Genomic DNA, 20,462 nt, shown 5'->3' with positions numbered 1-20,462 from the left:
ATTACAAATTGATTAAAAAAAAAGATTAGGAAACGGTGAAATCTGAAGTATAAATTTCACCCTTTATCTTAGGATGCGCCAACGAAAATGTTTCGAGAGCTAGTCTGTCTACATCCTTGACACTTTCTTAATCCCCAATCTCCAAAAAACTTTAAAATAAAGCTTGGTAGAGGTGCATTATGAAAGTAGCAATTACTGGAGCAACAGGATTAGTGGGTAGTCGCTTGGTAGAACGACTCCACAAGGAAGGCCATCAAGTGTTGGTGTTAACTCGTAATACTAGCTTTGCTCAAAAGGTTTTTCCATCTGCAAATTTCCCAAATGTAGAGATTGTTCCCTATACTCCAACTGTATCTGGTGTTTGGCAAGATGCAATTTCTGGTTGCGAAGGTGTAGTTAATTTAGCAGGGGAACCTATCGGTGAGGGACGCTGGACACCAGAACGTAAGCAAGAAATCCTTAATAGTCGTCAGCTAGGTACGCAGAAAATAGTTGAAGCTATAGCCAAAGCTAATCCTAAACCCAGAGTATTAGTCAATACTTCGGCTATTGGTTATTACGGCACAAGTGAAACTGCTACCTTTGATGAGGCTAGTGTATCTGGTAATGATTTTCTTGCCCAAGTCTGCCAAGCTTGGGAAGCAGAAGCAACAAAAGTTAAAGATGCTGGTGTGCGACTGGTAATTCTACGTTTTGGTATTGTTTTGGGTAATGGCGGTGCTTTAGCCAAAATGATTCCGCCGTTCCAACTCTTTGCAGGGGGGCCAATTGGTAGTGGTCGCCAATGGTTTTCTTGGATTCATATTGACGATTTAGTGAACTTAATTTTGCAAGCTTTAAGCAAGTCAGACATGCAAGGGGTGTATAATGCCACTGCACCAAATCCTGTCCGCATGAACGATCTAAGTCAAACATTAGGACAAGTTTTGCATCGTCCATCTTGGCTACCTGTTCCGGCTTTTGCAATTGAAGCCCTTCTGGGAGATGGAGCGATTGTGGTTTTAGAAGGTCAGCAAGTTCTGCCTAAACGTACCCTAGATTCAGGTTTTGAGTATCAATATTCTAATTTGGAACCAGCTTTGATGCAAATTTTAAGATAAAAGTCAATAGTCAATAGTTAAAAACTTTGGACTATTGACTAATAATCTAGTCAGCCAGAAATTTTCGAGAAACCCAACTGATAATTCCACTCAGAATTGCACCCCCCATGAGAATGCCAATGGCTGGGTTAAATACAGGCTGCCAAAGCTTGTGCCACAAATCAAGACCTAAATTTATTCCCGCAGCATCACCAAAAACCGCGATCGCAAACCAACCGAAGCCAAATAAAACCAAGAATACATCGGCTACTAAAACCAAGTTCAGCCAATTTAAAAATCTATCTTTCATATGCAGACTAGGAATTAGGTACTAGGAACTAGAAACTAGTACAGCACGGCATCAATAAAGCCTCAGCTTAAAAAAGTGAAAATGACTTCTGACTTTTGCCTTTTTGTACTAGCCTCTAACCCCTATTCTTCAAATAACCACTTTTTGACTTTTAGTAGACTCTCCCAGTCTGGTTTTCTACTCAGACCGTCTTCAATGCTGTCTTTGATTTCATCGCGCCATTCTGGGTTAACTAAGAATAACTGCTGTACAGCATCAATGTGTTGGCGCAAACCTTTTTGACTTGTTTCCAGCATTGCTAAAGCCATATTTACTCTAGCTTGCGGGTCTTGCGGGGTTAATTTTACCGCTTTTTGTGCAGCCTTATAAGCTAAGTTGGGCTTGTCATCAAGCAGATACAACCATGCTAAACAAATCCAAGCGGCAGTAGTTTTCGGAGCGCGATCGCACACCTCTTTGAAGACAGGGATTAGAGAATCCACTGCTTCACCCGCTTTATAACGTTCCAAACCTGTATCAAACAGGGATTCAACGGTGTTAGTCATTAGTCGTTAGATGAGTCATTAGTCATGAGTCCTTGGTCATCAGGTCGATACAAATGACAAAGGACAAAGGACAATCTTACTACACACCAAATGACTTACCGCAACCACAGGTTTGGTTAGCGTTGGGATTAGTGAACTGAAAACCGCCGCCGATCATGGCATCGCTATAGTCGAGCATTAAGCCATAGAGATAAAGCAAGCTTTTGCGATCGCAAATAATTTGGAAGCCATCATAGTCAAAAACTTCATCCTGAGGGGTGATCTTGCTCGTGTCTTCAAAGTCCATCATGTAAGACATCCCAGAGCATCCACCTTGCCGTACTCCTACCCGCAAGCACAAGTCTTGGCCTTGCTTTTCTTGCAGGAGTTTGACTTGGCGCAAAGCTGCTTGGCTTAACTGAATGCTGCGTTGTTGAGGCTGCGTTGCTTGTGTCATATTTTGTTAACTCCTTAATAACCAGTAATCTTGTAGAAGCTTGTGATTGCTGCTGGGTTGATCGGTGGTTTTTGTATATATTCTAGCGACATTGAGGCCGGAAATTGCCAATTGTAAACACTCCGTCAAAAGCAGCCAAAGCTTTTTATTCTAGAATTGAGAGACTCGGTGTATTTAGAAATTCTGGTGACAGCCTGAGTCGCAATTTCTCTTCAGGTGGAGCCCGGACAAATCTATGCCCAGCCCGCCATCCCCAACAGTTGACTTGCAAATTGCTTCTTTTGATTAACTGACTTTATGACAAGTTTTAATCGCTCTACCAGTCGTCGGTTGAATAAATTACCTCAAATTCCTTCTGTGTGGGAGGGCGATCGCCGTCCATTGTCATCATCACCAACCCAGCATTCGGATTCATCGGCAAATGGTGATTGTATTCTTTGGGTTGATGGCTCACAAGGTGTTGTCCGTGGAATGGACGTAGTACCACCTGAAACAGGAGGGCCAGAAGCAATTGTTCGTACCTTAATGCGAGCAATGGAGCATCCCCACAGTCCTGGTAAGCCGGCTAGACCTCAAAAAATTGTGGTCAGAGACCGAGAAATTCAATTCTACCTGCGCGGCGTGCTGCAAGATTTGGATATTGTCGTTGACTACGCACCAGAGTTACCACTAATTGATGAACTGTTTCGCGGATTTGCGGAAATTGTTGATAGCCAAACCCCCGATTTACCGCCACAGTATGCCCAAGCTTTACAAGAAAAAGCATTTACTCTTTGGCAAGCAGCCCCTTGGGAATTTTTGGAAGAACAGCAAATTTTATCAATAGAAATTAATAAGTGGGATGTAGGTACACTTTATGCCTCAATTATGGGCATGTTGGGGATGGAGTACGGGATTTTATTTTACCGATCGCAAGAGTCTCTCAAGCGGTTTCGTGCCGCAGTTTTACAGGAAGAAGATTCACAAAGACATTTAGAAGAAGCTTTCCTCAAGCAAGACTGCCTGTTTCTCACTTTTGAGCATTTAGATGCTGATGACGAAGACGAGGATGAAATTGACGATTTAGCAGAAGTGCCGTTATCAGAAATTGAGTCGAATTTTGGTAACATTCACCCTCTAGAAGGACTGCGGTCTGTTTTGTACGATGAAGAAGCACTGGTAGTTTACGTTGCCCTAGAAAGCCTTTGTCGTTTCCTTCGTGATCACCGTCGGCAGTTACGTGATGAGACTTTCCCCGAACTCAGCCGTCGTTATCGAATTTCTCTACCAGAATCAGATGCAGCAACTAAATCAGTATCAGTAACAGTCGCTTCAATGCCACAGTTGGCATCTGAGTTAGAGGAAATGGCAGACTTTGGTGTACCAGAATCGGAAATGGGAACACCAGATTTACCAATTTTCCGGTCTTTACGAGATGACTTAATTCCCGAAGATTCTTTTCTGAGCTTGGGAGTGGTGTCTTGGGAGATGTTGGAGTACCTGCGGAAAGGAGTGAATTATCATCCAGCAGGAGAAATCAAACAGGTAGGTGATGGATTACCTGTAATTTTGATTCAAACTTCCCGTCCTAAAGCTAAGACGGTGATTGAAAGTATAGAAGCTGCTGGTGGACTGCAAGCAATTTGCTTTAATCCTGGAGCCAATCCTTTTGATGGCGATCGCTACGATTTAGGTTTATTACAAACTCAAAATGGTGAATTGTTTCTGTTTGGTGAATTCTTAGATGATGACCCCATCCATGTTGAAGCTCGCAAAAAATGGAATCAGCGGTGTAAAAATACTAAAGGCTACTGTGGATTAATTATTGCCAAAGGACTGACGGGATCAGCCCGTGGCAATCCTCAACTGCGAGATATGATAGCTCTGTTTGAGGCGCGATCGCTTTCACCAAAAGATTTAGGTATTGGTACTCTGCAACTTATGCCACAGCTCTAACCAGAGCAAAAGCTTGGTAATCACCATAATTCAATTTGAAATCTCCCCAAGCAGTGGTTGTTTGGTGCTTAACTGTGCCTGTATTTTGCAACTGACTGGAAGTATAGGCAAGTTATTTTGAATCCCTACGTGATTTTGTGAACCAACAATCAAGGCATTCCCCTTCCAGATATTGCTGGCATATTTTCAAATATATCCTCTGCGATCGCCTTTTTCGCTCAATTACTTTATGTGAAGTTCATGAAGTTTGGATATTTTTTGGCTTTTCAATAATTGGTTGAGTCAATTATGCCAGCATCTGCAAAGATATTCTTTTTTAAAGGAATAGGAAATAAGAAATTTTTTCAAAATTTTTAGAAAAATTAAAAGCTATTATCTTTTTAAGATTTATTTCTGATTATTAAGATGATAATTTTCCTAGTAACTTACTGAAATTTTTATTTAACTGAAGTTTTATTTGTATTTTTTTTATAAAGTTCAAAAAATCTGGGCATCAGGTATTAAATGAAGATTATTTAAAGCCTGAAAATCATGGTTATAATAGCCTTACCACCAAAAATCAAGCAAATATTATCTCATATGCTAAGTAGTTACCAAATAACCTTTGATTTGTACTCAAAAAGAAGGTAATTGAAAATTTTCGGCTCTTTTTAGAAATGTAGACTTAGATATATTTCTCAGTTTATGTCTAAATCTGAGTAATTTTTTTAGCAAGAACTATCTGTTTATCTTAATTGATAAATTAGAGGATAGTTCACGGCGTTAAAAATAGTGATGTTACAAGACAACAAAAAAATTATTTTTTTGAAAACCTTTCAGGAGGATTTATAAACCACCCTTACGTCACTAATAACTTACTTTTAGTAGTTAACACGAAAAATCTTAAATCAAATGAAATTACACACAGGAATCAGTAAATAATGACTTAAAAATTTAGTATAAATTTGTGGATATCTACACTCAATGAGTACCAAGAACAACAATCGCCAGATAAAAGCAAAATGTTTTTTAACATGAGAGTGATCGCTTATAGGTGTGTATTATTAGGTAATTAACCATCAAATATATACACCTCATAACCATCTATCATATTAGTGTCTCAAGTTTTGCAGAGCGTTGTCTCTCAAAAAGTGTGCACTGATCTCACACAGCATAGAAGTTTAAATACTTTGGGCGAATAAAAATATTGTGAATCTCGATTGAGTGAAACTTAGATATCTCAAATTAATTTCTAGAATTTAATTGTCAGGCTTTCTTGAAAACATAACTAGTGAAATTGTTACAAGTCATGAATGTACACTAACGACTTTTCCTGCCACAATAGTAATCCCATTCTTCTATGTTTTTGGAAAATAATGAATAATTTGACAAAATGATGATTTTTTGTGTCTACAGCCTTGCTTGTTTCATGACACAAACTCTGATAATCTTATTCCTCCTCGTCTGGAGTTACTTGTCCTTTTGATGGTGTTAATATACAGCAGATAGCATGATAATGACTAATAAAAAATGGGCTGTTAAACGTATCACTGTGAATTTAGCAACACAGGAAGCAGAGAAACTAGAAAAATATTGTCAGCAGACAGGTAGACCTGCAACAGATGTAATTCGTGAACTGATTCGAGGATTACCAATATCTGATGACAACAAGGAAGCAAATAGATAGGGAATGGCTTCCACAGCGACTAAGGCGCTGTTTTATCGAAAAAATACCTATCATGGTTTTTTAGTCCACCTTTACGAAAGTTTGTGTGTCTCAACACAAACGTTTTGAAGCAGATAAATTTGGTGATCAGGATTAAATAAAGTAATAAAATTGCTTTTATTACCAGTGGGCGTAACCCCATTGTGCATCTACATACTGGTGGACTCTTGAAAGACTCTGACAATTAACTTCTGACTCAGCGAGCGTGAAACCTCGCAAATAGGCTTAATGTTAATCGCAAATTCCGACACCAACCCAGTTACAATTTGTAAAGAAACTGAAGAGGTAGGACGGAATGCGCGTTGCAATCGTAGGTGCGGGATTGGCTGGGCTGGCAACCGCTGTAGATTTAGCTGATGCTGGCTGTGAAGTCCAAATTTTTGAGTCTCGCCCATTTGTTGGTGGTAAAGTTGGTAGTTGGGTGGATGACGATGGTAACCATGTAGAAATGGGGTTGCATGTCTTCTTTGGCTGTTACTACCAACTGTTTGACTTAATGGAAAAAGTAGGGGCGTTGTCACATTTACTTCTTAAAGAACACACCCATACTTTTATTAATAAAGGCGGACGCACTGGTGCTTTAGATTTTCGCTTTTTCACAGGTGCGCCTTTTAATGGGTTGAAAGCATTTTTTACGACTTCCCAACTATCTTTGCAGGATAAATTGCAAAATGCGATCGCCTTAGGTACTAGCCCAATAGTACGTGGATTAGTAGACTTCGATGGGGCGATGAAAACCATCCGCAACCTAGATAAAATTAGCTTTGCAGATTGGTTTCGCAGCCACGGTGGTAGCGAAGGTAGCATCAAACGCCTCTGGAATCCCATCGCCTATGCCTTGGGATTCATTGACTGTGAAAATATTTCTGCTCGTTGTATGTTGACTATCTTCCAGTTCTTTGCGGTTAGAAGCGAAGCTTCTGTATTGCGAATGTTGGAAGGTTCTCCTGATGAGTACTTACACAAACCCATCCTGGAATATTTAGCAGATAGAGGCACTAAAGTTTACACTCGTCGGCAAGTGCGAGAAATTCAGTTTGCTGAGGATGGCGAACAAACCCGCGTGACTGGAATTGTTGTGGCTCAAGGTGAGACCACAGAAACTATCACTGCTGATGCCTATGTCTGTGCTTGTGATATTCCGGGAATTCAGCGAATATTACCCCAAGATTGGCGTAAATGGTCAGAATTTGATAATATTTATAAATTAGATGCAGTTCCAGTCGCCACAGTACAGTTGCGATTTGATGGTTGGGTAACAGAACTAAAAGATGCAGAGCAACGTAAACAACTAAACCATGCAGTAGGGATAGATAACTTGCTGTATACTGCTGACGCAGACTTTTCTTGTTTTGCTGACTTGGCATTGACCAGCCCCAGTGATTACTATCGCCCAGGACAAGGTTCATTGTTGCAGTTGGTATTAACGCCGGGAGATCCATTTATTAAAGAAAGTAACGAAGCGATCGCCCAGCACGTCCTCAAGCAAGTCCATGAACTCTTCCCCTCATCACGGGAACTCAATATGACTTGGTATAACGTCGTGAAACTTGCCCAATCTCTTTATCGAGAAGCCCCAGGAATGGACGTATACCGCCCAAATCAAAAGACTCCAGTACCGAATTTCTTCCTAGCAGGTAGTTATACTCAGCAAGACTATATCGATAGCATGGAAGGAGCAACTATTTCTGGAAGACGGGCGGCAAAAGCGATTTTAGAGAATATCAAGCAGTAACGAAACCCAGAGGAAAAAAGAGAATGTCTGATTGGCTAGAGCATAGTGTACAGGTAGAAGTCGAGGCTCCCATTGATTTAGTTTGGAGTTTGTGGTCTGATTTAGAGCAAATGCCGCGCTGGATGAAATGGATTGATTCAGTTAATATATCCCCTGATGATCCAGAAATATCTCTTTGGAAATTAAGTACTGGCGGACTAGACTTTACCTGGAAATCTCGCATTCTCAAAGTTATTCCCAACCAAATTATTCAATGGCAATCAATTGATGGTTTGCCGAACCAAGGAGCAATTCGGTTTTATGATCGCCACAATACCAGCATTGTCAAGCTAACTGTGTCCTATGCCATCCCAGGCATTATTGGCAAAATCATGGATAACTTATTTTTAGGAAGAGTAGTAGAATCAACTATTCAGGCTGATTTAGAAAGGTTTAGACAATATGCTTTAAATGTTAAAGCTAACTAAAATTTCCTACAACTTACTCTATGGAAAGGCAAGGCAGAACAATAATTTCTGATCCTTTCCTCAAATACCAAATGCAAGTGTATTATTCACAATATCGAAATTAGGCAGCGTTAAAAACTGTTGGCAGTGGAAGCGGATCGCCCGCAGCTTCATAAGCAATAATCAAAGATTCTAGTGCTTCAATTCCATTGGCCACAGCGGACTCGTAATTATCCCCATGAGTCCGCCAACGTTGCCCTGGAAAATCAGGTAATCCTACCAAGAAGCAATCATCTTCTTCAGACCACTGAATCACCATTTGGTACTTAAGTTTACTCATCTTGTTTACTACCCTCTACTGCCTCAATTGCCTGTTTGACTTCCTTTTCTTGGTAGCGTTTAGCATCTGCTCCATCTTGACCCGAAACTGTAATTTTTCCAGCATACAAAGGATGTACCCAGTTAGTATGACTGCCTTTGCCGGGTAGTTCTGTGAAACCAACTTGGCGAAGCATTGACTTAAGCTCTCTAATTTTTTTAGGCATTTATTTAAATTTAAATCGACTAAATGCCACACTAGCACTAGTAAGTTTCCACGTTAGTTTAGTTTTAAATGTAATAAATTAACTTAACTAAATGCTACTCTATCCAAATCTTGAAAAACTCAAAAACTACCAAGTTGGGTCACTAAACAAATGTATCGTCAACTCTTCATCGGTTGGCAGTACCGCGGAAATGCAAGCACGAATAACATCGCCATCGTCAAGTTCCACAGTACAAGCATGACATGAACCCATGAGACAGCCAGTGGGAATCATCACTCCTGCGCGTTCCGCTACATCCAAGAGTGCTTCTCCCACTTCGGCATTGACGGTGACATTATCTGGTAAAAATCGGACGCTAACACTCATGAAATTTCAGCCTGTCTATGACAAAAAGGGTGTTAAGTCTAAATGGCGTTCTACTTCTGTAGCGAGTGAGTCTAAGATTTGCTCTCGCTGTTCTCGGTAGTTGGCTACACCTGTGGGCAAGGATTTTAGCCCTCGCTGTTGACGCAGGCGATTTAACCAAGCACGTCGCCAAGGGCCATTGTCAAAAAGTCCGTGCAGATAAGTACCCCAAACAGATTGACAGCTATCCACCAATCCTAGATTAACATCATCAAATAAGGCTTGATATGTTTGACCATCTGTTGGTTGTTCAATACGCGATCGCCCTTGATGAATTTCAAAGCCGTTGACAGGCAAACCCATCTGGGGGAAATTCGAGCTAACTTGGCGCTGACGGGCGATTTTCTGCCCTGTAATCACGGTTCTAATAGGTAAAAGATTCAAACCCTGAAATCTGCCTGCTTGTCCTTCTATACCTTCTGGGTCAGCGATAATTTGTCCTAGCATTTGGTAGCCGCCGCAAATCCCCAAAACTGTGCCACCAGAAGCGGCATAATTTTGAATTGCTTCTGCCATGCCGCTTTTCTGCAATAGGATTAAGTCAGCAATTGTGGTCTTTGTTCCAGGGATAATTACCGCATCTGGGTGTCCCAAATCTTGCTTTGGACTCAGGTATTTTACCGAAACTGAGGCTTCTGATTCTAAGGGGTCAAAGTCGGTAAAGTTGGCAATTCTGGGTAAACGGATAACAACAATGTTGAGGTCAGCTTGGGTTTTGTGGGATTTTCGCTCTAGTAAGTCAAGGGAGTCTTCTGCGGGAAATAGTTCTTGAAAATATGGCAGCACACCAATGACAGGTTTTTTCGTGCGTTCTTCCAACCATTGTATTCCCGAATCCAAGAGCGATCGCTGCCCCCGGAACTTGTTAATAACTATACCTTTAATCAAATCCCGTTCATCTGGGTCTAGCAACTCTAAAGTACCTACCACATGGGCAAAAGCACCACCACGATCAATATCAACTACCAAGATTGTGGGTGCATTTAAATATTTTGCTATCCGCATGTTGGTTAAGTCACGGTGCTTGAGATTAATTTCAGCCGGACTCCCCGCACCTTCACAAACCAGCATGTCAAATTCTGTGGATAGATGTTGTAAAGATTCTTCAATAGCCCGCCAACCAAGATCGAAAAATTGTTCGTAGTAATCAGCCGCTTTGACTCTACCTACAGGTCTACCTTTAACAATTACCTGGGAAGTCATATCACCTTGGGGCTTAAGTAAAATGGGATTCATTTCTACCCAAGGAACCACTCCTGAAGCCCAAGCTTGTACCGCCTGTGCATAACCAATTTCTCCCCCGTTGGCAGTGACGTAAGCATTTAAAGCCATATTTTGCCCTTTAAAGGGAGCTACTCGCCAACCCCGCCGCGACAACAGACGACAAATTGCAGTAGTTAACAGTGATTTCCCTGCGTGAGATGTTGTCCCCACTACCATAATTGCTTTCATACTTAGTGTCGCTTTTTTATATGAGGGTGAAATATTTAGTTATGAACGGGTAATATCGCAATCCGCTCATCAACTATAAGCTAAGAAGCTGACAAAGCTACAGGTAGAAGATATATTCATGCCCTAGCTACTGCCCCACGTTACTTACGTAATTTTCATCAATATCTGAGAAACTTCGTCAGATATTGATTAATAATTCATATTGGGGTTGATGCTTCCGTAGATATATTGTTCCCTTTTGTAACCTAATATTAACTCTAGGATTTCCCATCCTAAAAAGGTAGTCTAAACCAACGAATGGACGCATTGTAGAGATGATCTCGCCATGAGGGAGTAGGCCAATTTTTACTTTGATATCGTTCTATGAGTTGCTGGCCTAAAGGTGTGAGGCGAAAACTATCAGTAATTCCCTGTCCATCAACTTCTCGCCGCAGTATACCTACTTGGATTAACCAGTCTAAAGAGTTATCACAGGCTAATTCTGATAATGGGCGCTTGGTGTAGCCGTGTTTGATGCCATTTTCTTGAGCGATCGCATTTAATGCTACACTCTGGTGACGCATTGTTGTAAGTAAACCGACAGTAAAAGGAGAACAAATTAGCGATCGCTCCGCTCTTTCTACTGTGTTCCGAGGGTAGGCAAAGGTTTTTGAGGTTGGAGAATCAAGGCTATCCATGAGATTATTTTTTTATTTGAAGAAAAATTAGGTATTTTATATTACTAGTTATTTATCTTTTAGGAGAATTTGCTAGACCTTAGTATTTACACTGTTTTTCAACTAATTTATTTAATCATTGTAAATTATTGTAAAATTTCAAAGTCATCAACAAACTGAAACAGGAAAGGTTCACTATGCCTCTAGCAGTTGGTACGGATGCACCTGCATTTACCGTCAAAGATACTAACGGCAACACTGTCTCATTGTCTGATTTTGCAGGTAAGACAGTTGTTTTGTATTTTTACCCCAAAGATGACACTCCAGGCTGCACCAAACAAGCGTGTAGTTTCCGCGATGCTCAAGCTGAATATCAAAACAAAGATGTAGTTGTGTTGGGTGTTAGCGCCGATGATGAAATGTCTCATCAGGCTTTTACCCAAAAATTTAATCTGAACTTCCCTTTACTGGCAGACACCAATAAAACTCTCATTCAATCTTACGATGTTGACGGTGGTGGTTATGCCAAGCGTGTCACCTATATAATTGATCCTAATGGCAAAATCATTCATGTTGATGCCAGCGTGAATACAGCTACCCACGCCAGCGATGTTTTAAGCACACTGGGTCTGTAGTTACTGCGATCGCATAATCTAGGATTAGATTAAATCCAATTTAGATTGGGTGATAAATCAATCCAAAATCTGTCTTGAAAAGTTTGCTCAAGTCGAGTCAGCGCGTTGCGGAGGTTCCCACGACAGTCCGCTCAAGTCGGGAAACCCGCCCACGCAACTTTTCGCAAAATCCAAAATCGATTAACCTCACCTTTCGTCTTGATTTTCTTCCACTGACTGCAAAATCTAGCTTCAGTAAAGGATTTACAGATGAGGTGAGGTTTTTGAATTGGATTCAGTTTTTTGCTGGGACGATTTGCACGGGAGAGATCACACTTGGAGATGTGATGGTTGGTAAACCAGGAACTGGCTGCCCAGAAGTATTATTTACAGGTGTATTATTTGGATTCCGATTAAGCGTAGCGCGCTTTCGGTTTAAATCTGCTACAGCTGAATCTAATTCCTCTCCCTTTTGTTGAGCATTCCAGTCGAGAGTGCCAAATTGGGCGCGATGAATCAGTTCAAGAGGGTTGAAACTACCTGAGTTAGTCGAAAATGGATTGTTATTATTTGAGGAATTATCCCCAGAGTAGTTATCCACTGTATTAAGTTGCGCCAAACTCGGTTGTGCTGTCAGGAAAGAGGCAAAACCAATTCCTGCGAGGGTGGTCACACAGAGACTTTTAACTGATAAAAATGATTTTTGCATGAGATTTTTCTCTAATACACTCCAATGACACCATGCTTTTATCTTAAGCAAGAGTCCGCCGTAATTGGGGCTGAATACTTAATAAAGCGACAACGGCAAAGCCAAACAAAACCAACAAAGCCCCGCCAAAGGTAATCTCACCCCAAGGAGCCGGCATCACTACACTTCCTAGCTCCCACTCGTTATGCAGATAGAGGTAGCGGATTGGCTCAATAGCATAACTCAAAGGGTTTAAGGTAGCAATAACTTGTAACCACTTGGGCATAAAGGATAGAGGTGCTAAAGCGGTGCTGGCAAACAACAAGGGTAGATTAGTAACAAAAATTACGGCGATTAATTCAATATGTCCTGGTAGGGCAAAAGCTAAACCCAGAGAAATAGCTGTCACACCCAAAGCCAGAAGGAAGACAATAAGTGCGATCGCACCCAACCCTGCCGCATCCGGTAGCCCTGCACCTAGAAAGGCTGCTGCTGCCACAATTACCGCTGCTTGCAGCAAGCTTTGGCTAATAATAAAGATAGCTGAAGCAAAGACAATCGAAAACCGTGATGCTAAAGGAGCTACTAATAACCGATTCAAAAAGCCGAATTCTCGGTCAAACATCACAGGCAAACCGGCGTTCAATGCTCCGGCAAAGGCTGTAAAAACAATGACTCCAGCCGCTAAAAACTGTCCGTAATTTGTCGTACTGCCAAATAAGCCCTTGGGTGCATTTTGGAATAAAGCACCGAATAGCACCAGCCACATCACAGGCTGAATAATTCCCGCCAATAATGTTGAGGGACGGCGTTGTAGTTGAATAAATAAGCGACGAGTTAAAGCCAGCGTCTCTTGTACCAATTCACCAAAAAAATTAGGCGGAGCATCTGTAGGCGATGCTAATTGCTGCCAATTGACATCAGATTTAGGAGTTACACTCATATGAAGTATGAAGTATGAAGTGTGAAATGTTTATCTACTCTTTGGGTAGATTGCCGCAGGCTAGTATGAAGCATGAAATGTGAAGTATGAATTTTATCCTTCAGACTTCAGCATTCAGATTTCATGATTCCTATCTCATATTTTGCTTCTTTTCGGCTTTGGGATCACGGTTGGCAACTGCGGCCAATTCTGCATCCATTAATGTGCGTCCGGTAGCGGCGAGGTAGACATCATCGAGGCTAGGACGGGATTGAGCGATGCCGAAAATTGGTAAACCGACGTTATTGAGGGTTTGTTGGATGGTAATTAGAGCATCATTTTGGGGTGTGACTACCAAGTTAAGGGAATTACCTTGAGCGCTGTTGATGATGATTTCTTGGACAAAGGGTAAGGCTTGCAGGAGGTTTTGAGCTTTTTCGGCTTCCTCTAAGGGAGAAAATTCCCGAATGCGTAATGTAATCCGATCGCCTCCGACTCTATCTTTTAATTGTGAGGGTGTACCTGCGGCAATCACAATCCCACGATCAATAATTGCCACGCGATCGGCTAGTGCGTCAATCTCTTCTAAATAATGGCTCGTAATTAATACTGTAGTTCCCGATGCCCGCAACTTCCGCAGGAAATCCCACACGACAAAACGGCTTTCGATATCAAGTCCCACCGATGGCTCATCCAACACCAACACATCTGGCGCATGGAGTAATCCAGCCGCCAAGTCTAGGCGTTTGCGTAACCCACCTGAATAGGTTCCTGTTTTTTTATTGGCATATTCTTGCAAACTAAGTAAATCTAAAACTGTCTCAATTCGCTGTTTTGCCATTGCGCCAGGGAGATGATAAAGCGCCGCTTGTAATTGCAGCAGTTCTCTTCCTGTGAGTACTTTATCTATGGCAACTTCCTGCGCTACATAACCGAGTTTTTGTCTTGCTACTCTGGGGTTATCCAACACAGAAATGCCAGATACTTCGATTTTGCCAGCATCTGGAGTGGTGAGGGTACACAAAGCACGCAGAGTAGTAGTTTTACCTGCACCGTTGGGGCCGAGTAAACCAAAGATTTCTCCTGGTTCTACTTCAAAGGAAACATCTTTGACAGCTTCAACAGTACCGTAGCGCTTTTGCAGATTTTGAATTAAAACGGCGGGAGCCATGACAGCTAAACCCTAACTATACAATTTGCAACAAAGTCTATATATTATTGTAATTGAGTCGTGCTAGATGCAGCGATCGCTAGGATACTACACCTTTATTTGGCGTTGGATAATTGCGGAATGATTTTGGATTTTACATTAATAATACTCACCCATACTTTATAAAAATCCAGTCGCCTTGTACTTGAGCGATCGCACCACCAGGAAACGGATCTGTTTGGGAACGGTTCGGCGCTATAATTAAAGCCGTTAATTTTTCAATATGTTCAAAATTAGGTGCGTCCGGTAGTATTTCTTGCAATACCTGTCGCATGACACGTCGTTGTAAAGCTAATGGTGCTTTCTGTAATACCCGACGGTTGAGTTTTAGAGAATAATTGATTTTCTCCCCACTCTCAATCATGGCTGCTTCTCGCAACTGCTGGGCTGCTTGTTCTAAATACTCTACATCTGCTTGCAGTAGTTCTGCTGTTTGGGCTAAAGCCGATTCTACTTTGGGGTTAAAATTGGTTTGTAAATAGGGAATTAATTCTTGGCGGATGCGGTTACGGGCATACGTCACATCTTGATTGGTGGAATCTTCCCAAATAGGTAATTGAAAATCTTGGCAAAATTGACCTGTTGCTTGGCGAGTGATTTCCAACAGTGGACGTACTAAGATGATTTCATCAGACAAATGGCGCTGCCAAGTCAAGGCCTGTAAACCATCAGCACCAGTACCACGAATTAAATTGTACAGGAGAGTTTCGGCGCGATCGCTGGCCGTGTGTCCAGTTACTATACATTGATAATTGTGCTGTTGAGCGATCGCAGTTAACGCTTGATACCGCCAATCACGCGCCCCAGCCTCACTATTTACAGGCTCATTAGCTGTTTCTAAATAAAAATCTACGCCCCAATTTTTGGCTAAATTCTCTACATGTTCAGCATTAGCTTGGGAATCGTTACGCCAGCGATGATCGCAGTGAGCAATACTTAAATCCCATCCCCATTTTGATTGTAAATCTAATAATAATTTAATTAAACATAAAGAATCTTGCCCACCAGAAACAGCAACCAATAGCCGTTCGTTATGTTTAAATAAGTGACGCGATCGGATAGTTCGATGAATTTTTGCGTGTAGAGTAGTCCATACCATTTTTGATTATTAACCGCCGCTGCCAGCAAACTTAATTAAGCGAATGGTATCTTTGTATAAGTTGGTCTTGTCATTTTAATTGATATTTTACTTCTTTCTAGAAATTACTTGATTTGCAGTCCTAAATCATTCATGAGAAATTTAGAGATGATTAGGCGAATAAAATTCATTACTACACAAACTAAACCTCATCTATGTTGGGATCTGGAGTTTTTGATTATTCTGTTGTGTCATTGCGACGTAAGGAAGCAATCTCATCATCTCGATAAAAAACTACGATTCTCAAAGTAGACGAGGTTTAAGTCCACGTAGGTGTACTTAATAAAATAACCCGCGTAGGCGGCCTTCCCTCCGGGAAGACGCTACGCGCCCTGTTTGTATAGCCGCGACTTCTAGTCGCCGGAGCTAGTAATAAATTAGACTTTACAAACATCCTCTAAGAAAACATCCGGTCAATGCACCGACAAATTGCCTTTTCACACAACTTTTTTTCTATTAAAATCAATACATTCAAACCGGGTGGGTAGTTTGGGTCATTGGATATCAATTTACCAAATCAGGAAACACTTCTTGCACCGCAGGGTGTACAAGGCGATGATTTTGGACATTTACACCTTTGGCTAATGATGGGTTAACATCTAGTGCTTTGATTCCTAGATTTGCTAACTGCACAACGTAGGGTAATGTGCTGTTATTGAGTGCTTGGGTTGATGTCCAAGGTACTGCTCCTGGCATATTGGGAACGCCGTAATGCACTACACCTTCTTCCAAATATACCGGATTAGTATGAGAGGTGGCGTGTAAGGTTTCTACACAACCGCCTTGGTCAACAGCAACATCAACAATTACTGAACCAGGCTGCATTTGTTGCACCAATTCGCGGGATACTAAAGTTGGCGCTCTGCGTCCCAAGACTAGAACAGCACCGATAAGTAAGTCGGCTGCTTTAACAGCGGTTTCAATGTGGGCAGAATTGCTGTAGAGTAATTCAACTCTAGAACCGAATAAAGTTTCTAAGTAAGATAAGCGCTCGACACTTACATCTAAAATTTGCACAGCCGCACCCATACCAACAGCGATTTTTGCTGCTTCTGTGCCGACTACACCGCCACCCAAGATTACAATTTTGCCAGGACTAACTCCGGGAACACCACCTAAAAGTACTCCTCTACCGCCTTGCTGGCGTTCGAGAAATCTAGCGCCAAATTGCACTGATAGCCGACCAGCTATTACACTCATGGGGGTGAGTAGAGGTAGTCTGTTCGCACCGGGCTGTTCTACGGTTTCGTAAGCGATCGCACAAGTGCCACAATCAATTAAATGTTCGGTTAATTTGCGATCGGCTGCTAAATGCAAATAAGTAAATAATATTTGCCCTTTTTGCAAAAATTTATATTCACTTGACAACGGTTCTTTAACTTTGACTACTAACTCTCGATTCCAAGCCGCTTCTGCGCTAAAGACAATCTCGGCTCCTGCACTGACGTAATCTTCATCTGTGAAACCAGCACCATTACCTGCTTGTGTCTGGACATAAATACTATGACCGTTTTCTTGCAACACTCGCACGCTAGAAGGACTCAAACCTACCCGAAATTCTTGGTCTTTAGTTTCTTTGGGAACGCCTATTTCCATATAACGCCTCTGCTCAATTTTTTTTGTTTAATTTAGCCTGCCAGTCTCAGACTGACATTTCCGTATTCGGGATAGCTATCTACAACCTTAGTTTTCCCTTCCACGGTAACAAAGCTCAAAACTCTTACTCTTGACTATTGCCACAGTTGTCTACAATATATAAAGAATAATTACAAATTGTTAAAAGAGTATTTGCACAGCTACATTCAAAAAGCTGTTGGAGTTCTCTTTTTCTGTTGCTTGAACCTTACAAAAGTCCTAATTCAACGTTTTATTTTCAAGTCCCGTTTGCCGAAAAGAGGTTTTTTGAACATGACACAACCACAACCAACTGTTACCCCCAAGCTAGAAGAACCCAAATTTGGCTTTAATGAATATGCCGAACGCTTAAATGGTAGAGCTGCAATGATTGGCTTTGGCTTAATGGTGGTGATTGAATACGTCACCAATCAAGGTGTGTTATCTTGGCTTGGTCTGAAGTAGTGGCATCGAAAAGCAAAGGCTTTCAAGTTGTAAGCTAGTAAGTAGAACAGTTTTAACCAGATGGAATTCCCAGCTGGTTAAAACTTTATAAAGAGAACTATCTCTCAGGATTTGCTGTCTATGACTTTGTAGACTGGCAAATATGCAAGAGGGCTAATTTTTACACTTCCTCGCCTACTTGATGATAATTATGATATTTAGATGTCTTTTTTATAAAAGACAACTTGTAGGTGAGGTATTCTCGGTAGAATTACACAAAGGTGATTTGGATAAACCAAGCTGTGATGAATGCTGCATTACCTCGTTTTTTGAAATCAGCCTACAGAAAAGAGCCAATTATCAGTATTTTGATAACGATGGGCGTAGTAGATGCTGTGATTGGTGGATTAGATGATAGTTGGTCTTTGTTAGCTGTTGGTTTGGGAACAGCAGGTATAACTCTCGCCTTTAAGTTGTGGCGGATGCAACAGCGTCGCCCAATACCGGAGGAACCAGTGGTACAACATTACTTACCATCCCGTTCATCTAGTCCCACGCTGCCAATACTGACTGTGGCGAAGAAAAAACCACCACATTGAAAGTGCTAAGTTTTAAGTGTTGAGTCAAAAATGTGAAGTGAATTGACTTAACTATTTAAACAGTGAGGAAAAATTTGTGAGGAGTGAGGGAAAAATGGGGAACGGCTCTCGGCTGCGCCCATACATTGTCTTGGCATTTATGGCAGTATTGACTCTGCCAGTAAGTATCCGGCAAAAATTTAATATTTACACTGTTCATGCTGCCATTGCAGAAACACCAAACTCCCAAGCTCAAACTAGCTTTGCCAATCCTCAGCTAATCTATAGCCTAGTGGGACATCCTGGAAGTGTTAAATCTCTGGCTTTTAGTCCAGATGGCAAAATTTTGGTTAGTGGTGGAGCGGAAAATGATGGTGCAATTCGCCTGTGGAACCCCTTAACTGGCAAAAGGTTGGCGAATATCACCAAAGCACACAAAACGGCTGTGGAATCTTTAGTGATTGCTCCTGATGGTCAAACCCTAGTTAGCTGTAGTACTGATAACAATATTAATATTTGGAATCTCAAAAATAATCAGTTTCGTCGCTCTTTTGTGGGACACACTAGCAATGTATTGTCTTTAGCTGTGTCTCCCGATAGCAAAATTCTAGTCAGTGGTGCGTTAGATGGAATTCGGATGTGGGATTTGCTACAGCAGCGTCCACTGGCGACACTGGCCAATTTTGATAACTCAATTTATACCTTGGCGATGAGTCCTGATGGCCAAATTGTAGCTAGTGGTGATAGCAAAGGCGCGATTAAACTATGGGACTTGCAGACTGGAAAATTAATTAGGGAATTTCCCGCACATTCTCAAGCGGTTAGTGCTGTGGCTTTTACGCCAGATGGGACAACATTAGTTAGCGCCAGCCACGATCGCACCATTAAACTATGGAATATCCAAACTAGAACTCTAGTCCGTATCCTTAAAGGACATAATAACTGGGTAAATGCGATCGCCATCAACACTAATGGCCAAACCCTAGCTAGTGCTGGTAGAGATGGCATTAAACTGTGGAATTTAACTACAGGTGAGTTATTAAATACACTATATGGACATAGTGATTGGGTAAGCACGATCGCTTTTAGTCCTGATGGAAAACTCTTAGCTAGTGGCGGTTTTGACGGCAAAGTGAATATTTGGGGAACTCCACAACCAAAGCGTAAATAGCAACATCTAAAAATGGCTATTAGTGTGGCGGTTAAATTAAAAATTGATTTAGCCGCCAATAATGCGATCGCCAGTAATAATTTTGATTATGTAAAATATGTTCTATTGATGAACAATAATCGCTCACAAAATTAGGCATTTGAAACCCACGGAGGTGGGTTTTGTCTGTGTAGCCAAGCCACTGCGTTGGGCGGGTTTCCCGACTTGAAGCAAGTGGCGCGCGATTTCTAATCGCTAGTATTAATTTAGACTTTTCAAACACCCTCTAAGAAAATTTGCCAGGCGAACTGGTAACTGAGCATCAACAATAAATTTCATGAGGCAATTTTATGAATGCTTTTGACTTGGCTGAGTCGAGCCGCAAACAAAAATACAGCTAGAATATCTTCAGATTCTAAGTCGTCATAATCTGCCAATATTTCTTCAGTAGTCATACCAGAACTGAGCAGTTCTAAAATAAACTCAACTGGATAACGAAGCCCTCGAATACAAGGTTTACCGTGGCAGATATCAGGATTAAGGGTGATACGTTTTAGAAGCGTGTTATCCATACTGTTGTATTTTTACAGAAATTATGCTTACTTATTAAGTTAATAATATCTCAATACTTTTCGGATAAAGGTTTAGTCATCCTAGATTCAGATCCCCCCGCCTACGGCGACCCCCTTAAAAAGGGGGTAAAAGAAGTTTATTAGCCCCCTTTTTTAAGGCAGGGCTGTTTCATTCCACAAGGGCAAGAAGTTTGTCAATATCATGAGAGAGAAATCTTTGAGCAATTGTGATGGAAATATGACCATTTCGACGCAGTATGTTGAGAGCGATCGCTCTCAAGAT

Annotated in this window: 24 protein-coding genes; 10 read left to right on the top strand and 14 right to left on the bottom strand. The window is 41.4% G+C overall.

The annotated features are described in order from the left end of the window. Positions 1–179 precede the first annotated feature (179 nt). Positions 180–1,100: a TIGR01777 family oxidoreductase gene (locus tag IQ259_RS21545; protein WP_193888031.1), complete on the top strand. Its 921-nt coding sequence runs from the start codon at positions 180–182 to the stop codon at positions 1,098–1,100. A 46-nt stretch (positions 1,101–1,146) separates the two neighbouring features. On the opposite strand, the gene IQ259_RS21540 is transcribed toward IQ259_RS21545, so the two are convergent. From IQ259_RS21540 to IQ259_RS21530, 3 genes are all read right to left on the bottom strand, one after another. After that, complete coding sequence (locus IQ259_RS21540; protein WP_193888030.1) at positions 1,147–1,389, bottom strand: hypothetical protein; 243 nt, start codon at positions 1,387–1,389, stop codon at positions 1,147–1,149. A gap of 122 nt (positions 1,390–1,511) precedes the next feature. Then, a complete protein-coding gene (locus IQ259_RS21535; RefSeq protein WP_193888029.1) occupies positions 1,512–1,934 on the bottom strand; it encodes a M48 family metallopeptidase in 423 nt (140 codons plus the stop codon). A gap of 79 nt (positions 1,935–2,013) precedes the next feature. Then, positions 2,014–2,370 (bottom strand): iron-sulfur cluster assembly accessory protein, encoded by a 357-nt coding sequence (locus IQ259_RS21530; RefSeq protein WP_193888028.1) that lies wholly within the window; start codon positions 2,368–2,370, stop codon positions 2,014–2,016. A gap of 297 nt (positions 2,371–2,667) precedes the next feature. On the opposite strand from IQ259_RS21530, the gene IQ259_RS21525 reads away from it, so the two are divergent. From IQ259_RS21525 to IQ259_RS21510, 4 genes are all read left to right on the top strand, one after another. After that, the gene (locus IQ259_RS21525) at positions 2,668–4,305 is read left to right on the top strand and encodes a hypothetical protein (protein WP_193888027.1); all 1,638 of its coding nucleotides are present in this window, start codon (positions 2,668–2,670) and stop codon (positions 4,303–4,305) included. Positions 4,306–5,794: 1,489 nt separating this feature from the next. After that, entirely contained in the window at positions 5,795–5,971 is a 177-nt protein-coding gene (locus IQ259_RS21520) for a CopG family transcriptional regulator (RefSeq protein WP_193888026.1), read from the top strand. 334 nt (positions 5,972–6,305) lie between these two features. After that, positions 6,306–7,745, top strand: coding sequence for a 9,9'-di-cis-zeta-carotene desaturase (gene zds, locus IQ259_RS21515; protein WP_193888025.1), 1,440 nt, complete (start codon positions 6,306–6,308; stop codon positions 7,743–7,745). A 23-nt stretch (positions 7,746–7,768) separates the two neighbouring features. Then, positions 7,769–8,212, top strand: a complete 444-nt coding sequence (locus IQ259_RS21510; RefSeq protein ID WP_193888024.1) for an SRPBCC family protein — start codon at positions 7,769–7,771, stop codon at positions 8,210–8,212. A 100-nt stretch (positions 8,213–8,312) separates the two neighbouring features. Here IQ259_RS21510 and IQ259_RS21505 read toward each other — a convergent pair whose 3' ends face one another. The 5 genes from IQ259_RS21505 to IQ259_RS21485 all read right to left on the bottom strand — a co-directional run bounded on the left by IQ259_RS21505 (position 8,313) and on the right by IQ259_RS21485 (position 11,270). Beyond that, the gene (locus tag IQ259_RS21505; protein ID WP_193888023.1) at positions 8,313–8,531 is read right to left on the bottom strand and encodes a type II toxin-antitoxin system HicB family antitoxin; all 219 of its coding nucleotides are present in this window, start codon (positions 8,529–8,531) and stop codon (positions 8,313–8,315) included. Further along, the gene (locus IQ259_RS21500) at positions 8,524–8,736 is read right to left on the bottom strand and encodes a type II toxin-antitoxin system HicA family toxin (protein ID WP_193888022.1); all 213 of its coding nucleotides are present in this window, start codon (positions 8,734–8,736) and stop codon (positions 8,524–8,526) included. Before IQ259_RS21500 ends, IQ259_RS21505 begins: the two co-directional genes overlap by 8 nt. A 126-nt stretch (positions 8,737–8,862) precedes the next feature. Beyond that, positions 8,863–9,102 (bottom strand): 2Fe-2S iron-sulfur cluster-binding protein, encoded by a 240-nt coding sequence (locus IQ259_RS21495; protein ID WP_193888021.1) that lies wholly within the window; start codon positions 9,100–9,102, stop codon positions 8,863–8,865. 15 nt (positions 9,103–9,117) lie between these two features. Next, the gene (gene cobQ, locus IQ259_RS21490; RefSeq protein ID WP_193888020.1) at positions 9,118–10,593 is read right to left on the bottom strand and encodes a cobyric acid synthase CobQ; all 1,476 of its coding nucleotides are present in this window, start codon (positions 10,591–10,593) and stop codon (positions 9,118–9,120) included. A 272-nt stretch (positions 10,594–10,865) separates the two neighbouring features. Then, positions 10,866–11,270 (bottom strand): Npun_F0494 family protein, encoded by a 405-nt coding sequence (locus IQ259_RS21485; protein ID WP_193888019.1) that lies wholly within the window; start codon positions 11,268–11,270, stop codon positions 10,866–10,868. A gap of 176 nt (positions 11,271–11,446) precedes the next feature. Here IQ259_RS21485 and IQ259_RS21480 point away from each other — a divergent pair, with 176 nt between their 5' ends. Then, positions 11,447–11,884 carry a peroxiredoxin gene (locus IQ259_RS21480; RefSeq protein ID WP_193888018.1) on the top strand — a complete coding sequence of 146 codons (438 nt, stop codon included), beginning with the start codon at positions 11,447–11,449 and terminating at the stop codon, positions 11,882–11,884. Positions 11,885–12,158: 274 nt separating this feature from the next. Here the strand turns inward: IQ259_RS21480 and IQ259_RS21475 are convergent, their stop codons facing one another. The 5 genes from IQ259_RS21475 to ald all read right to left on the bottom strand — a co-directional run bounded on the left by IQ259_RS21475 (position 12,159) and on the right by ald (position 17,417). Continuing rightward, positions 12,159–12,572, bottom strand: coding sequence for a hypothetical protein (locus IQ259_RS21475; RefSeq protein ID WP_193888017.1), 414 nt, complete (start codon positions 12,570–12,572; stop codon positions 12,159–12,161). A 43-nt stretch (positions 12,573–12,615) separates the two neighbouring features. Then, the gene (locus IQ259_RS21470; protein ID WP_193888016.1) at positions 12,616–13,494 is read right to left on the bottom strand and encodes an ABC transporter permease; all 879 of its coding nucleotides are present in this window, start codon (positions 13,492–13,494) and stop codon (positions 12,616–12,618) included. A 130-nt stretch (positions 13,495–13,624) separates the two neighbouring features. After that, positions 13,625–14,644: an ATP-binding cassette domain-containing protein gene (locus tag IQ259_RS21465; RefSeq protein WP_193888015.1), complete on the bottom strand. Its 1,020-nt coding sequence runs from the start codon at positions 14,642–14,644 to the stop codon at positions 13,625–13,627. 148 nt (positions 14,645–14,792) lie between these two features. Further along, positions 14,793–15,782 (bottom strand): tRNA lysidine(34) synthetase TilS, encoded by a 990-nt coding sequence (tilS, locus tag IQ259_RS21460; RefSeq protein ID WP_193888014.1) that lies wholly within the window; start codon positions 15,780–15,782, stop codon positions 14,793–14,795. 543 nt (positions 15,783–16,325) lie between these two features. Next, positions 16,326–17,417 (bottom strand): alanine dehydrogenase, encoded by a 1,092-nt coding sequence (ald, locus tag IQ259_RS21455; protein WP_193888013.1) that lies wholly within the window; start codon positions 17,415–17,417, stop codon positions 16,326–16,328. Between the two features lie 312 nt (positions 17,418–17,729). On the opposite strand from ald, the gene IQ259_RS21450 reads away from it, so the two are divergent. From IQ259_RS21450 to IQ259_RS27630, 4 genes are all read left to right on the top strand, one after another. Further along, positions 17,730–17,900, top strand: a complete 171-nt coding sequence (locus tag IQ259_RS21450; RefSeq protein ID WP_193888012.1) for a hypothetical protein — start codon at positions 17,730–17,732, stop codon at positions 17,898–17,900. Between the two features lie 284 nt (positions 17,901–18,184). Further along, positions 18,185–18,478 carry a hypothetical protein gene (locus tag IQ259_RS21445; RefSeq protein ID WP_193888040.1) on the top strand — a complete coding sequence of 98 codons (294 nt, stop codon included), beginning with the start codon at positions 18,185–18,187 and terminating at the stop codon, positions 18,476–18,478. 94 nt (positions 18,479–18,572) lie between these two features. Then, positions 18,573–19,628, top strand: coding sequence for a WD40 repeat domain-containing protein (locus IQ259_RS21440; protein WP_193888011.1), 1,056 nt, complete (start codon positions 18,573–18,575; stop codon positions 19,626–19,628). Between the two features lie 12 nt (positions 19,629–19,640). After that, the gene (locus IQ259_RS27630; RefSeq protein ID WP_255525490.1) at positions 19,641–19,763 is read left to right on the top strand and encodes a hypothetical protein; all 123 of its coding nucleotides are present in this window, start codon (positions 19,641–19,643) and stop codon (positions 19,761–19,763) included. Between the two features lie 179 nt (positions 19,764–19,942). Here the strand turns inward: IQ259_RS27630 and IQ259_RS21435 are convergent, their stop codons facing one another. Further along, complete coding sequence (locus IQ259_RS21435; RefSeq protein ID WP_193888010.1) at positions 19,943–20,179, bottom strand: DUF433 domain-containing protein; 237 nt, start codon at positions 20,177–20,179, stop codon at positions 19,943–19,945. Positions 20,180–20,462 lie beyond the last annotated feature (283 nt).

The sequence above is a fragment of the Fortiea sp. LEGE XX443 genome (genome assembly GCF_015206815.1).
Lineage (GTDB): Bacteria > Cyanobacteriota > Cyanobacteriia > Cyanobacteriales > Nostocaceae > Nostoc_B.
The sequence above is the reverse complement of the archived record's forward strand: the minus strand, read 5'-3'. Positions and strand labels throughout refer to the sequence as shown.